The organism is Arthrobacter sp. 4R501 (genome assembly GCF_002929755.1).
In the GTDB taxonomy this organism is placed as follows: Bacteria; Actinomycetota; Actinomycetes; order Actinomycetales; family Micrococcaceae; genus Arthrobacter.
Genome location: NZ_PJIW01000018.1, coordinates 44,073 through 57,312 on the forward strand (window position 1 = coordinate 44,073; position 13,240 = coordinate 57,312).

Genomic DNA, 13,240 nt, shown 5'->3' on the forward strand with positions numbered 1-13,240 from the left:
GTGACTCACCGTTCGGTCACCAACGGCCGTTCGGGAGTGTGCAGCCGCGTCATGACGCGGCTCATGGTCCGCGGAATCCGGTGTTTTGTCCCCCGGGAGACAAGCACCATCACGGCGAAGGCGGCGGGAACCGTCCACGCCGCCGGCTGGGCCAGCCAGAAGGGCGTGCCAGCAGCGCCCAGGACCGTTCCCCACACCATGGCGCCGCCGCAGAGGACGCCGCCGGTCACCATTCCGGCAATGGCGCCGGCATCGGTGAGTCCCCGCCACCAGATGCCCAGCAGGAGCACCGGGCACACAGTGGAGGCGGTAAACGCAAACACCAGGCCCACACTGCCGGCAAGCGCCAGGGAATCAGTCATCACGGCAAATCCCAGCGGGACCACAGCGGAGACGACGGCGGCGAGCCGGAATCCCCGCACGCTGCCGCCCAGGACGTCCTGGCTGATCACGCCAGCCAGCGAGACCACCAGGCCCGAGGTGGTGGACAGGAACGCGGCGAAGGCCCCGGCCACCACCAACGCTGAGAGCAGGTCGCCCGCGGTTCCACCGATCAGCTGCCCCGGCAGCAGGAGAACCACCGCGTCCGCCTGCCCTGACCGGGCAAGTTCGGGCGCGAACATCCGCCCCACCAGCCCGTAGGCGGTGGGAAACAGGTAAAAAACGGAGAGCAGCCCGAGCACGATCAGCGTGGTCCGCCGTGCCGAGTGTCCGTCCGGATTCGTGTAGAAGCGGACCAGGACGTGGGGGAGCCCCAGCGTGCCGAACAGCAGTGCCACCAGCAGCGAGATGTTCTGGTACGGCCCGGCGGGGGCCAGCCCGGTGGGATTGACGACGGCGGGGGCCACGGCGGCACTCCCGTCACCGGCGAGCGTGAACACGATGAACAGGACGGGTACGGCAAGGGCGGTGAGCTTGAGCCAGAACTGGAACGCCTGCACAAACGTAATGGAGCGCATGCCTCCGGCCACAACGGTCAGGCACACCACAACCACCACGGCCACGGAGCCTACCCAGGCCGGCAGCCCGGTGGTGATCCGGATGGTCAAGGCCGCGCCGTGGAGCTGAGGCACAATGTACAGCCAGCCCACCACAACCACCACCGCGCTGGTCACACGGCGGACTGCGCGCGAATCCAGCCTCGCCTCGGTGAAGTCCGGGATCGTGTAGGCGCCGGAGCGGCGCAGCGGTGCGGCCACAAACAGCAGCAGCATCAGGTAGCCGGCGGTGTAGCCCACGGGAAACCACAGCGCGTCGGTACCGGACAGCAGGATCAGCCCGGCCACGCCCAGGAAACTCGCCGCCGAGAGGTACTCCCCGCCGATGGCCGAGGCGTTCCACCATGGCTTGACGGTCCGGGAAGCCACGTAGAAATCGCCCGTGGTCCGGGAAATCCGCAGGCCGTAAAACCCGATAGCGGCCGTTGCCAGCGAAACCAACACGAGAGCGATCACACCCACTGCGGGATTCATGAGGTGATCACTCGTCCCCGGCCAGGTCCCGGTAGCGGGCCTCGTTCCGTGCGGCGGTCCGGATATACAGCCAGGCGCTGAGGCCGATGACGGGATAAATGCCTGCACCGAGCAGGATCCAGTCGAACGGGATCCCCGCGATCCGGGTCTCGGCGAGGCCCGGCAGGGCTGCCAGCAGCAACGGGAACGCGCACAGGATCAGCATAAAGCCGATGGCCACCACCAGGGCCAGCCGCAGCTGGGAACGGATCAGGGAGCGGACGAAGACCTGCCCCACCTCGGATTCCTCCGCCGCCTCGCGGGACTCCCGGGCCGGCCGGGGTGCCGAGCGCGGAGCGGTGACACGGACCCGGGTCATGCCTGCGGCCGGATGCGGGTGGCTTCCAGTTTTTCCCTGACCGTGGGAAGGTGGCGGCGGCTGATGGGCAGGGCGGCACCGGCCACCGAGACGCTGGGTTTGTCCGCCGTCAGCTTCATGGACTGCACATGCTTCAGCGCCACCAGGTAGGACCGGTGCGTCCGGATAAACCCGGCCTCGGCCCACTGCTGCTCCAGGTCTGCCAGCGGAACCCGGATGAGATAGCTGGCATCCGCGGTGTGCAGCCGGGCATAGTCGCCCTGCGCCTGGACGTACGTGACGTCGTCGCGCCTGATCATCCTGGTGGTGCCGCCCTGGTCAACGGTGATCATCTCGGGGGCGGGGCCGCCGCCGCCGTCGCGCAGCAGCTCGCTGATCCGTCCCACCGTCCGGGACAGCCGCTCGGCCCGGACGGGCTTAAGGAGGTAGTCCACGGCGGCAAGCTCGAACGCCTCCAGGGCGCAGTCCTCGTCCGCGGTGACAAACACCACCACCGGCGGTTTGCTGCTGCGCGCGATGGCGCGGGCAACATCAAGGCCGGACACGGCGGGCATGTGAATATCCAGGAAGACGGCGTCAACCGTTGCGGTGTTCAGGGCCCGCAACGCTTCTGTGCCCGAAATGGCCCGGTGGATGACCCCGATCCGGTCATCCTTGCCCAGGAGATAGGCCAACTCCTCCACGGCGGGTAACTCGTCGTCGGCGACGAGGACATTAATCATGGTCCTACATTAGCCGCCGCAGGCGGTTGGAATCAGGCGGCTGAGATCATAAAGCTGGGGTTCAGGCGTCGTGGCCGGGCTGGGACTTGGGCACGCGCATGGTGATCAGCGTTCCTTCGCCCGGGGCCGTCTCGATCACCAGGCCGTGCTGGTCCCCGTAAACCTGCCGGAGCCGGGCGTCCACGTTGCGCAGCCCCACGTGGTCGCCGTCGTGGTGCCCGGCCAGCATCGCCTGGAGCTCGGCAGGGTCCATCCCCACGCCGTCGTCCTCTATGGTCACTTCCGCATAGGCGCCCGAATCATTGGCCGTGATGGTGATGTGGCCCGCCCCTTCCTTGGCCTCCAGGCCGTGCCTGACGGCGTTCTCCACCAGCGGCTGCAGGCTCAGGAACGGGATGACGGTGCTGAGGACTTCCGGCGCGATCCGCAGGCTGACCTGGACGCGGTCACCGAAACGGGCGCGCTCCAGCAGCAAGTACCGGTCGATGCAGCGCAGTTCCTCCGCCAGCGTGGTGAAGTCACCGTGGCGCCGGAACGAGTACCTCGTAAAATCAGCGAACTCCACCACCAGCTCGCGCGCCCGCTCCGGATCCGTGTTGATGAACGACGCGATCGCGTTCAGCGAGTTGTAGATGAAATGCGGACTGATCTGGGCACGCAGCGCCCGCACTTCGGCTTCCATCAGTAGCGTCCGGGACGCGTCCAGCTCAGCCAACTCCACCTGGACGGCCACCCAGTCCGCCACTTCGCTGGTGGCACGGACCAGGCCTGCGCCCGCCGACGGGGCAAACGCCGCCACGACGCCCACCACCCGTGAGCCCGCACGGACCGGCGCGATGACGGCGGCGAAGCTTCCGGGGGCATGGCCCGTCCCCAGGTCCCGCGCCTGGAGCACCGCCGTCCGCCCGCCGATCAGGACGTCCGCAGCCAGTTCCATCAACCGGGGCTTCAGTTCCTCGGCGGCACCGTCCCAGGCCAGCACGCCGGCCGTATCGGTGATGGCCAGCGCATCACAGCCCAGCAAGTTCCTGAGCTGCCGGCTCGCCTTGGCGGCGCCCGCCGGATTGAGGCCCGTACGCAGGTGCTGGCCGGCACTCGAAGCAGCGTGGAGGGTGTTGTACGTCGCGCGCTCGGCGTCGGTGCCCAGCTCACGGAAGGATCGGAGCAGCTTGATGCCAACGCCGACGACGACGGCGATCGCCAGCACAATCACCGCAACTGCGGCGGCGGTCAGGAGCGGGGAGTCCGGCATGGTGCCCAGCGTAGCGGCGGGTGCCGTTAGTCGCAGCATCGTAACCGTTGAGCGACCGTTCCGGCCATGGTTCTGGAATAAACGACTACCGCAGCGCAGAGTGATTGCAGTCACATTGTCCGCATCCTGTCCGCAGGCCGGTCCGTGTGAACCAGGCAAGTCTCAATGAGGAGGAACGATGGGTAACGATGCCCACACTCCGGACGCAGCGGCGTCCGTGGACTTCGAACAGGTCCAGTCGACAGAGCGGTTCCAGGAACTGCGCAAACGTCACCGCAGCTTTGTGTTCCCCATGGCCGTGGCATTCCTGCTGTGGTACTTCGCGTATGTCCTGCTGGCTGACTACGCCGTCGAGTTTATGTCCACCAAAGTGTGGGGCAACATCAACGTCGGCCTGATCCTGGGCCTGCTGCAGTTCGTCTCCACGTTCGCCATCACCGGCTGGTACGTCAGCTACTCCAACCGGAAGCTGGACCCCATCGCGGCGGAGATCCGCAACGAAATCGAAGGCCATGAGTTTGATAAGGACGGCAACATCCTGAGTGGAGTGACCAAATGATCGGGATTGCCACGGCTGTAGACGTCGCCGACCTGAAAGAAACCACGCTGCTGAACATGGGCATCTTTGGCCTGTTCGTTGCCGTGACCATGGTCATTGTGCTGCGGGCCAGCCGCAACAACAAAACCGCCGCTGACTACTACGCGGCCGGCCGTTCCTTCACCGGCTCGCAGAACGGCACGGCCATCGCCGGCGACTACCTCTCCGCGGCCTCGTTCCTGGGCATCACCGGTGCCATTGCCATCAACGGCTATGACGGCTTTATGTACTCCATCGGCTTCCTCGTGGCCTGGCTTGTCGCCCTGCTGCTCGTCGCCGAACTGCTCCGCAACACCGGCAAGTTCACCATGGCCGATGTCCTCTCCTTCCGGCTCAAGCAGGGCCCCGTCCGCATCGCTGCGGCCATTTCCACGCTGGCTGTCTGCTTCTTCTACCTCCTGGCGCAGATGGCCGGAGCCGGCAGCCTCATTTCACTGCTGCTGGGCATCAGCGACTGGGGCGGACAGGCACTGGTGATCATCGTCGTCGGCGTCCTGATGATCACGTACGTCCTGATCGGCGGCATGAAGGGCACCACCTGGGTCCAGATCATCAAGGCAATTCTGCTGATCGCCGGCGCGGCCGTGATGACTTTCTGGGTCCTCGCCATTTATGGCTTCAACGTCTCCAGCCTCCTCGGCGCAGCTGTTGAGACCTCCGGCAACCCGGCGGTGCTGAACCCCGGCCTGCAGTACGGCAAGACCGAGACGTCCAAGCTGGACTTTATGTCCCTGGGCCTGGCCCTGGTCCTTGGTACCGCGGCCCTTCCCCACGTCCTGATGCGCTTCTACACCGTGCCCACGGCCAAGGAAGCCCGCAAGTCAGTCGTGTGGTCCATCTGGCTGATCGGCCTGTTCTACCTGTTCACCCTGGTCCTCGGTTACGGTGCAGCAGCCCTCGTGGGTGCCGACACCATCAAGGGCGCGCCCGGCGGCGTCAACTCAGCAGCCCCGCTCCTGGCCTTCCACCTGGGCGGGCCGCTGCTCCTGGGCTTCATCTCGGCGGTTGCCTTCGCCACCATCCTTGCGGTGGTAGCCGGGCTGACCATCACCGCCGCCGCTTCGTTCGCCCATGACATCTACGCCAGCGTCATCTCCAAGGGCAAGGCCGACGCCGACACCGAGGTCAAGGTGGCGCGGCGCACCGTGGTGGTCATCGGCGTGATGGCCATCTTGGGTGGCATCTTCGCCAACGGTCAGAACGTGGCCTTCCTGGTGGCTCTGGCCTTCGCCGTCGCGGCGTCGGCCAACCTGCCCACCATCGTTTACTCGCTGTTCTGGCGGCGGTTCACCACCCAGGGCGCGGTCTGGAGCATGTACGGCGGCCTGGGTTCGGCCATCATCCTGATCATCTTCTCGCCGGTGGTATCGGGCGGGGCGACCTCCATGATCAAGGACGCCAACTTCGCCTTCTTCCCGTTGAGCAACCCCGGCATTGTGTCCATCCCGCTGGCGTTCCTGCTCGGCTGGCTCGGAACGGTGTTGGACAAGAAGCGCGAGGACACCGCCAAGCAGGCCGAGATGGAAGTACGGTCCCTGACCGGTGTGGGTGCGGAGAAGGCCGTGGACCACTGATAGCTGACTGAGTCAGAGAGCCCCTGTGCCGCATGGCATAGGGGCTCTCTGACGTTCCAGCTGCAGGCGACGCTCAGCCGCAGGCAACGCTGAGCCGGCGGCGACGTTCAAAAGGCGGTGGCGTCAGCGCTGATGGTGGCCCGCCGGCATGGCCGGACCGCCGTGCTGACCATGCGGCACCGCAAACTGGCCCGCCGTGGAAGCGGCGAGTCCCGGCGTCGCGATTCCGGCCACCAGCACGGCACCGGCGAAAGCGGTGAGCAGCAGGATGCCCGGGCGGGCAGCGGCGGGCGCCATGCCGTCGTCGTCCATTCCCCGGAGCCGGCGCCCCTTCAGCCAGGCGCCCGACGCGACAATCATGAGCGTCAGCAGCAGCGCCGCGAGGTGGCTGAGGTGAAGGCCTGACGTGTCGCTGCTGAAGGCAAGGGCCGCCACGTGCGCCCCGGATGCCGTCAGCAGGAACGCCACGGTCCGCCCGGACCCGACAATCCGTCCGCGGTGCAAGGCCAGGACGGTCCAGAGGCTCAGGGCCGCTCCCCAGCCGCCGGAGACGACCGCCAGGGCTGGCGGCCAGACGGAGCCGGACACTCCCGGCTCCGCGAGGAGGCTTGAGGCAACGGCGAGGTTCACTGAGCCGGCCCCGAATCCTGCGAAGCCGCCGAAGAGCCGGACGGCCGGGACGGCCCATCCCCCTCCTGGCTCGGCAGCCATGGCCTGCTACGCCCTGACGGCTGTTGCGGACTTGTCCATGGACAGACCCACGCCCAGCAGCAGGACCGCGCTGGCCAAGTGGAGTACGTTGTCGGCACCGTTGAGCGCGATGATGTTCAGTGGCGAGGTCAGCAGGAACAACCCAAGCACACCGACCAGGAGATAGACGGCACCGACGCCGGTGTTGACCGTACGGGCCATGTCCGTGCTTTTCAGGCCCGCGTACAGAAGTGCGCCGCCGATCGCGAGGTGGATGACATTGTGCAGCGGATTCACTTCAAAAATGATGAGGTTGGCGCCCTCCGTGGCGAAGAAGCCGATGCCGGAGGTCACCACGAAACCCAGGAGGCCGACAAGAAGATAAACGGCACCGAAGACGGTGGCGACAAGGCGGTTCGGAGAAGTACGCATGGCCCGAATCCTTCCGGTAAGGCGGGAACGTTATGTCCCGGCCAGACTGCGGGATCCCGGATGGGATCCTCGTCGAAGCAATTCGGACCATGTCCCCGTGCGGATGGGGTGCGGGCTTGGGTTGTGTGGCGCTAGGCCTGGGGCTTGAGCTTGATGTTGATCATTTTCAGCTCGTCGGTGCCTTCGAAGCGGTAGACGAGGTCGATCTTCTTGTCGCCGTCGCAGGTGATGAGGCCGGCGACGTCGGCCGCCTTGGTGCCGTTCTCGGTGCTGGCCTTGACCTCGTTGTAGGCAGTCTTGCAGGTGCTGTCCATCTCCAGGGTCTTGATGCCGGCGATGAAGTCCTCCTTGGTCAGCTGCTCATGGAGGGCGGGGTCAAGATAGTCGTCGTAGGCCTTGGAACTGTCGCCGGCAATCACCAGCTTGGTGAAGCTGTCAGCCAGGCCCCGGGCATGGTTGGTGGCTCCGTTGACAACGTTGACCAGGATGAGGACGCCGACGACCGCCAGCAGCAGGACACCGCCCACAACGCCGAGGATGGTCCACAGCTTCCGGCGGCTTTGCGCCGGGGGCTCTTGTCCGGGCAGGCCGAATGGCCCCTCTGACGAGTATTGCCCGGGTGCACCGTACTGTGGCGGGTTGCCGGGCAGCGGTGGCGCGCCATGCTCGCCGGGGTTGCCGGGCTGCCCCGTTGGGTGCGCGGGGTGCCCCGTTGGTTGCGCGGGCCAGGCCGCGGGCTGGACCGGCTGGTACGGTCCCTGAGGATTGCTCACGATGGAGCCTTTCCGGCAACGCACTGGCACTGCCTTATTATTGGGACCCGCCGAACGGCACCCATGGATTCACCTTGGAACAGCCTATAACCCAGCCCGCCGGGGCTGGGTATCGGGGGCAGTAATAAGGGCTGCTGGCCCTAAGCGTCTCCGGATCCCCGCTCCAGCAGCGGCTGGATGCGGAAGGGGATGAGTTCGCCCATGGCCAGTGCGGTGTCCGTCCTGTCCACTCCAGCGCACGCCAGGATCTTGCCGTTGATCCGGAAGAGGTCCTCAGCGTCCAGGGCCACTACCCGGAGCAGGAGGTCAGCGGAGCCGGTGAGGCCGTAGCCTTCCAGGATTTCCGGAATGCCGGCGAGGTCATGGGCGAGCTGCCCCAGTTTCTGCTGCTGGACATGGACGGAAATGAACGCCATGAGCGGATAGCCCAGGGACACCGGGTTGATCCGCCGTTCAAAGGACAGGAAGACGTGCTTCTTCTCCAGCTGAGCCATGCGCGCCTGCACGGTGTTCCGGGACAGCCCCAGCTTCTGGGCCAACGCCACCACCGTCCGCCGGGGGTCGTGGGCCAGGGCCGAGAGCAGCCGCGTGTCTGTGCCATCCAAAGCTTGCATAATGCGCAACGTTAGCACGGTGAGGGCTGTGCAAACAGGGCACTATGCGCAGTATTCGCCGCGGTGGTTGTACCCATTGAGCATTGTGAGTAGGGTCACAAATATCCGGGGCAACGGCGCCCGGGCGGCCGGCAGCGGGCGGGACCACAAGTCCCCAGGCTCCGGTCAAACGACGTGAGAAGGTTGCGTGCCATCGTGTCTACAGACAGGAACCTGATCCAGCTGATTACCCCGGCTGGGGAGCGGATCAGCCACCCGGAGTTCGATCCCTGGGTGAAGGACATCGGGGATGAGCAGTTGTGTTCCCTCTACGAGGACCTGACGGTCATCCGGCGGATCGATGTCGAGGCCACCGCCCTCCAGCGTCAGGGCGAGCTCGGCCTCTGGCCCCCGTTGCTGGGGCAGGAGGCAGCGCAAGTCGGTTCCGGCAGGGCTCTGCGCGAGGACGACTTTGTCTTCTCCAGCTACCGGGAAAACGGTGTGGCGTACTGCCGCGGCGTGGACCTGACGGACATCACCCGGGTGTGGCGGGGCACTGCCTCCTCCGGATGGGATCCGTACACGGTGAATATGGCTACCCCGCAGATCATCATCGGCGCGCAGACGCTGCATGCGACCGGTTACGCCATGGGCATCCAGAACGACGGCGCGGACTCGGTTGCGGTGACGTACTTCGGCGACGGTGCCACCAGTGAAGGCGACGTCAACGAGGCCATGGTCTTTGCCGCCAGTTTCCAGGCGCCCGTGGTCTTCTTCTGTTCGAACAACCACTGGGCCATTTCGGAGCCCGTGCGGTTGCAGTCCCACATCCAGATCGCAGACCGGGCCACTGGATTTGGCATTCCGAGCCTCAGGGTGGACGGCAATGATGTGCTGGCCGTTATGGCAGCGACGCGCGTGGCATTGGACCGTGCCCGGCGTGGCGGCGGACCCACGTTCATCGAAGCAGTCACATACCGCATGGGACCGCACACCACCGCTGACGATCCCACCCGCTACCGTGACGCCAACGAACTGGAGGACTGGGCTGCGAAGGACCCCATCCAGCGGGTCAAGGCCCTGCTGGAACGCAAGGGCCTCCTCACGGATCAGGTCCAGCAGCACGTTCACGACAAGGCAGAGGCCGTCGCCCGCGAAATCCGTTCGGGCTGCATCGGCATGCCGGATCCGGAGCCGATGGACATCTTCAAGCATGTGTACAGCGCGCCCAACTCGTGGCTGGACCGGCAGCAGGACCACTACGCCCGTTACCTGGCTTCCTTCGGCGATCCCGCGGGAGCCACCTCAGAAGAAGGTGCACGCTGATGACCCAGATGACCTTTGCCCGTGCCATCAATTCCGGCCTGCGCAAATCCCTCGAAAATGATCCAAAAGTCATCCTCATGGGCGAGGATATCGGCACCCTCGGCGGTGTTTTCCGGGTGACCGACGGCCTCCAGAAGGATTTCGGCACCCACCGCGTGGTGGACACCCCGCTGGCCGAGTCGGCCATCATGGGCACCGCCGTCGGCCTCGCGTACCGCGGTTACCGCCCGGTGGTGGAGATCCAATTCGACGGCTTCATCTATCCTGCTTTCGACCAGATCGTGAGCCAGGTGGCGAAGCTGCACTACCGCACGCAGGGGGCCGTGAAGATGCCCATCACCATCCGCGTCCCGTTTGGGGGCGGCATCGGCTCGCCCGAGCACCACTCCGAGTCGCCCGAGGCTTACTTCACGCATACCTCGGGTCTTCGCGTGGTCAGCGTCTCCAACCCGCAGGACGCCCACACCGTGATCCAGCAGGCCATCCTGTCCGATGACCCGGTGCTGTACTTCGAACCCAAGCGCCGGTACCACGACAAGGGTGAAGTGGATGAGGGTATCGATCCGCGCACCGCGCTGCCGATGGACACCGCCCGCGTTGTCGCTGAGGGCACTGACGTGACGCTGGTGGCCTACGGGCCGTTGGTGAAGACGGCCAGGGACGCAGCGACCGCCGCCGCCGACGAAGGCATCTCCATCGAGGTCATCGACCTTCGCTCGCTGGCACCTGTGGACTACGCCACCGTGGAAGCTTCTGTCCGGAAAACGGGCAGGCTCGTGGTCACCCATGAAGCCGGCCAGTCCGGTGGCCTGGGCGCCGAAGTTGCAGCCAGCATCACGGAGCGGTGCTTCTACCACCTCGAAGCCGCTCCGGTCCGCATCACCGGGTTCGATATTCCCTACCCGTACTCCAAGCTCGAAATGCACCATCTGCCCGGCCTGGACCGGATCCTCGACGGCGTGGACCGCGCCCTCGGACGCCCGAACTCCCTCAGCGGGCTGGAAGGATGAGCGCCATCATGATCAAGGAATTCAGGCTCCCGGACCTCGGCGAAGGCCTCACGGAATCCGAAATCCTCAGCTGGAAGGTTGCCGTGGGGGACACCGTGACGCTGAACCAGGTCATCGCCGAGGTGGAAACCGCAAAGGCCGTCGTTGAGTTGCCGTCACCGTTCGCGGGCGTGATCACTGCCCTGCATGAAGAGCCGGGAACCATCGTGGAGGTCGGCAAGCCGATCGTCTCCTTCGAGGTAGCGGACGACGGCGGCGCCTCACCTTCAGGGGCTGCGCCCGCCGGGGCGGCCACTGCTGCGGCGGGGACCGCGAAACGCCAGCCGAACCTGGTTGGGTACGGCGCCGTCGTCGAAAGCTCGGGGCGTCCCGCCCGCCGGGTCCGCAACTTCACAACCCCGGTGGCTGAGCCTGTTCGTGGCTCGGTGGTTGAGCCTGTAGAAAACGAGCCTGTAGAAAACGAGCCGGTCGAAACGCGGCCCGTCGCAACCCTGCCCGCCGACACCGCGGAGCGTCCACGCTCCACCCCGCCGGTCCGGAAACTGGCCAAAGACCTCGGCGTCGAGTTGGCCGCGGTCGCGGGCACCGGAGCCGGCGGCCTGATCACGCGGGAGGATGTCCAGAATTTTGTTGGCGGCGGGGAATTGTCGGCGCCGGTGCGCCATCTTTCCGCCGTATCGGATACGGCGTCCCGCGCGGGACTGGCGGCGCAGGGCGGGCGGGAAGTCCGCACTCCCATCAAGGGTGTCCGCAAGTTCACGGCGGCCGCGATGGTGGCGAGTGCGTTCACTGCTCCCCATGCGACGGAATTCCTCACGGTGGATGTCACGCCCACGATGGACCTGCTGGCCAAGCTGAAGACGAGCCGGGCCTTTTCCGGCTACAAGCTCACGCCGCTGACGTTGGTGGCCAAGGCGGTGCTGATCGCGCTGCGGCGGAACCCGTCGCTGAACTCGCGGTGGGAGGAGGCAAGCCAGGAGATCGTGCAGTTCAACTACGTGAACCTGGGCATCGCCGCCGCGACTCCCCGCGGGCTCACCGTGCCGAACATCAAGGACGCCGACACCCTGTCGCTGCTGGAACTCTCCGAAGCCCTGACCGGGCTGACCGAGACGGCACGGGCCGGCAAGACCGCGCCGGCAGACCTGTCCGGCGGCACCATCTCCATCACGAACATCGGGGTCTTCGGCATCGACGCGGGCACGCCCATCCTGAACCCCGGCGAGGCAGCCATCCTCGCCATGGGGGCAGTGCGGAAAATGCCCTGGGAATTCCAGGATGAGGTGGCCCTGCGCCAGGTCATGACGCTGAGCCTGTCCTTTGATCATCGCCTGGTGGACGGCGAGCAGGGCTCGCGGTTCCTCGCCGATGTTGGCGCCATCCTGGCTGAACCAGGCATGGTGCTCACGATGGTCTAACCCACGAGTTTTTGTCCAGATAATCCGGGTTTCGGGCGGTCTAGCTCGGTTTAACTGGACAAAAAACTCTAGGGCCTGCACCCGCGGCTGGCCGCACGACCCGTACGAGCTGCCCAGGCCCGCTTAACCGGTGCTGCCCAGCACCGGTCAAGCGGGGCAGGGCAGCTCTTGCGTCCAGAAACCTGTGAGGGCCGCACTTGAAATCGTGTCCTGGTCAGGAAGCCGGGGGAACGTTCACCGTGAGTGCCGCCAGCGCCATGCTTTCGAGAAGCGGCCGGGCCGTTTTGGGCGCGATTTTCCGTCCGTGGTTCCGCACCGAGTGTGGTGTGGAGTTGATCAGGCCGAACGTAGCGTGCGCCCGCATCCGCAGTTCGACGGCGTCGGTGCCCGGATGCAGCAGCGCCAGGACCTCCACCCAAATCTCCACGTAGTTCCGCTGCAGTGCCCGTACCTCGGACTGGTCCTTCTGGCTGAGGTTGCTGAAATCCCGGTCCTGCACCCGGATCACGTCGGGCTTGCCAAGGGCAAACGCCACGTGGAACCCCACCAGCCTGCGGAGCGCTGCGAGGGGGTCCGTGGTCTCGGCAATGACGCGCCGGCCGCCGTCTAGCAGCTCGCGGCTGACGGTGAGCAGCAGGTCTCCCAACACCGCCTGCTTGCCCTGAAAGTGGCGATAGACGGCCGGGCCGCTGACACCGGCTGCGGCGCCCAGATCTTCCAGCGATACCCGGTTGAATCCGTGCAGGGCGAAGAGTGCCGCGGCGGCGGCAAGCAGCGCCTGGCGGCGGTTCTCCTTCGCCTGGCTGCGGGGTGTTCCTGGAGCTGCCGGCGTCGCCGCCGCGGCCCGTGCTGACGAAACGGGTCGTGTTGCCGAGTTCGGATGCTCAGACTGGGCCGGTGAGGACGGCTTGACCGGTCGGGTGGTGGGCACGCTTTTCCTCCTAGGAACAGCCGATTCTAGCAATGTCCTGTTGTGTTGGACATCACAGTTAATAAAGACTAACCTGAATTCCAGTTATAAA

At 66.0% G+C, this 13,240-nt stretch carries 14 protein-coding genes; 5 read left to right on the forward strand and 9 right to left on the reverse strand.

The features are described from left to right. Positions 1 to 5 precede the first annotated feature (5 nt). From CXR02_RS17105 to CXR02_RS17120, 4 genes are all read right to left on the reverse strand, one after another. A complete protein-coding gene (locus CXR02_RS17105; RefSeq protein ID WP_104063074.1) occupies positions 6 to 1,472 on the reverse strand; it encodes a cation acetate symporter in 1,467 nt (488 codons plus the stop codon). A gap of 7 nt (positions 1,473 to 1,479) precedes the next feature. Next, the gene (locus tag CXR02_RS17110; RefSeq protein ID WP_104063075.1) at positions 1,480 to 1,830 is read right to left on the reverse strand and encodes a hypothetical protein; all 351 of its coding nucleotides are present in this window, start codon (positions 1,828 to 1,830) and stop codon (positions 1,480 to 1,482) included. Beyond that, entirely contained in the window at positions 1,827 to 2,552 is a 726-nt protein-coding gene (locus CXR02_RS17115) for a LytTR family DNA-binding domain-containing protein (RefSeq protein WP_104063076.1), read from the reverse strand. The genes CXR02_RS17110 and CXR02_RS17115 overlap by 4 nt, the downstream gene beginning before the upstream one ends. A 61-nt stretch (positions 2,553 to 2,613) precedes the next feature. Continuing rightward, positions 2,614 to 3,804 (reverse strand): sensor histidine kinase, encoded by a 1,191-nt coding sequence (locus CXR02_RS17120; protein ID WP_104063126.1) that lies wholly within the window; start codon positions 3,802 to 3,804, stop codon positions 2,614 to 2,616. A 178-nt stretch (positions 3,805 to 3,982) separates the two neighbouring features. Here CXR02_RS17120 and CXR02_RS17125 point away from each other — a divergent pair, with 178 nt between their 5' ends. Together CXR02_RS17125 and CXR02_RS17130 are read left to right on the forward strand one after the other, a co-directional pair. Then, positions 3,983 to 4,363 (forward strand): DUF485 domain-containing protein, encoded by a 381-nt coding sequence (locus tag CXR02_RS17125; RefSeq protein ID WP_104063077.1) that lies wholly within the window; start codon positions 3,983 to 3,985, stop codon positions 4,361 to 4,363. Beyond that, a complete protein-coding gene (locus tag CXR02_RS17130) occupies positions 4,360 to 5,976 on the forward strand; it encodes a cation acetate symporter (RefSeq protein WP_104063078.1) in 1,617 nt (538 codons plus the stop codon). Before CXR02_RS17125 ends, CXR02_RS17130 begins: the two co-directional genes overlap by 4 nt. Positions 5,977 to 6,099: 123 nt before the next feature. Here the strand turns inward: CXR02_RS17130 and CXR02_RS17135 are convergent, their stop codons facing one another. From CXR02_RS17135 to CXR02_RS17150, 4 genes are all read right to left on the reverse strand, one after another. After that, on the reverse strand, positions 6,100 to 6,687 hold the full coding sequence (locus tag CXR02_RS17135) for a hypothetical protein (protein WP_104063079.1): 588 nt from the start codon (positions 6,685 to 6,687) through the stop codon (positions 6,100 to 6,102). 6 nt (positions 6,688 to 6,693) lie between these two features. Continuing rightward, positions 6,694 to 7,098 (reverse strand): DUF4383 domain-containing protein, encoded by a 405-nt coding sequence (locus CXR02_RS17140; RefSeq protein ID WP_104063080.1) that lies wholly within the window; start codon positions 7,096 to 7,098, stop codon positions 6,694 to 6,696. A gap of 131 nt (positions 7,099 to 7,229) precedes the next feature. Beyond that, the gene (locus CXR02_RS17145; RefSeq protein ID WP_258061058.1) at positions 7,230 to 7,871 is read right to left on the reverse strand and encodes a hypothetical protein; all 642 of its coding nucleotides are present in this window, start codon (positions 7,869 to 7,871) and stop codon (positions 7,230 to 7,232) included. 140 nt (positions 7,872 to 8,011) lie between these two features. After that, positions 8,012 to 8,485, reverse strand: coding sequence for an Lrp/AsnC family transcriptional regulator (locus CXR02_RS17150; RefSeq protein WP_104063081.1), 474 nt, complete (start codon positions 8,483 to 8,485; stop codon positions 8,012 to 8,014). Between the two features lie 195 nt (positions 8,486 to 8,680). On the opposite strand from CXR02_RS17150, the gene pdhA reads away from it, so the two are divergent. From pdhA to CXR02_RS17165, 3 genes are read left to right on the forward strand one after another with little or no spacing between them, the layout of a single operon-like run. After that, positions 8,681 to 9,790, forward strand: a complete 1,110-nt coding sequence (pdhA, locus tag CXR02_RS17155; RefSeq protein ID WP_181037276.1) for a pyruvate dehydrogenase (acetyl-transferring) E1 component subunit alpha — start codon at positions 8,681 to 8,683, stop codon at positions 9,788 to 9,790. Then, on the forward strand, positions 9,790 to 10,800 hold the full coding sequence (locus CXR02_RS17160; protein ID WP_104063083.1) for an alpha-ketoacid dehydrogenase subunit beta: 1,011 nt from the start codon (positions 9,790 to 9,792) through the stop codon (positions 10,798 to 10,800). Before pdhA ends, CXR02_RS17160 begins: the two co-directional genes overlap by 1 nt. An 8-nt stretch (positions 10,801 to 10,808) precedes the next feature. After that, the gene (locus CXR02_RS17165) at positions 10,809 to 12,218 is read left to right on the forward strand and encodes a dihydrolipoamide acetyltransferase family protein (RefSeq protein ID WP_258061059.1); all 1,410 of its coding nucleotides are present in this window, start codon (positions 10,809 to 10,811) and stop codon (positions 12,216 to 12,218) included. Between the two features lie 214 nt (positions 12,219 to 12,432). Here CXR02_RS17165 and CXR02_RS17170 read toward each other — a convergent pair whose 3' ends face one another. Then, on the reverse strand, positions 12,433 to 13,149 hold the full coding sequence (locus CXR02_RS17170) for a TetR/AcrR family transcriptional regulator (RefSeq protein WP_104063085.1): 717 nt from the start codon (positions 13,147 to 13,149) through the stop codon (positions 12,433 to 12,435). Positions 13,150 to 13,240 lie beyond the last annotated feature (91 nt).

What these genes read in the sequence shown, in the direction of transcription:
- CXR02_RS17150 (WP_104063081.1), bottom strand. Translation starts at nt 8,485, where the DNA reads ATGCAAGCTTTGGATGGCACAGACACGCGGCTGCTCTCGGCCCTGGCC.
- CXR02_RS17110 (WP_104063075.1), bottom strand. Translation starts at nt 1,830, where the DNA reads ATGACCCGGGTCCGTGTCACCGCTCCGCGCTCGGCACCCCGGCCGGCC.
- CXR02_RS17165 (WP_258061059.1), top strand. Translation starts at nt 10,809, where the DNA reads ATGATCAAGGAATTCAGGCTCCCGGACCTCGGCGAAGGCCTCACGGAA.
- CXR02_RS17115 (WP_104063076.1), bottom strand. Translation starts at nt 2,552, where the DNA reads ATGATTAATGTCCTCGTCGCCGACGACGAGTTACCCGCCGTGGAGGAG.
- CXR02_RS17120 (WP_104063126.1), bottom strand. Translation starts at nt 3,804, where the DNA reads ATGCCGGACTCCCCGCTCCTGACCGCCGCCGCAGTTGCGGTGATTGTG.
- CXR02_RS17130 (WP_104063078.1), top strand. Translation starts at nt 4,360, where the DNA reads ATGATCGGGATTGCCACGGCTGTAGACGTCGCCGACCTGAAAGAAACC.
- CXR02_RS17135 (WP_104063079.1), bottom strand. Translation starts at nt 6,687, where the DNA reads ATGGCTGCCGAGCCAGGAGGGGGATGGGCCGTCCCGGCCGTCCGGCTC.
- CXR02_RS17160 (WP_104063083.1), top strand. Translation starts at nt 9,790, where the DNA reads ATGACCCAGATGACCTTTGCCCGTGCCATCAATTCCGGCCTGCGCAAA.
- CXR02_RS17105 (WP_104063074.1), bottom strand. Translation starts at nt 1,472, where the DNA reads ATGAATCCCGCAGTGGGTGTGATCGCTCTCGTGTTGGTTTCGCTGGCA.
- CXR02_RS17140 (WP_104063080.1), bottom strand. Translation starts at nt 7,098, where the DNA reads ATGCGTACTTCTCCGAACCGCCTTGTCGCCACCGTCTTCGGTGCCGTT.
- CXR02_RS17125 (WP_104063077.1), top strand. Translation starts at nt 3,983, where the DNA reads ATGGGTAACGATGCCCACACTCCGGACGCAGCGGCGTCCGTGGACTTC.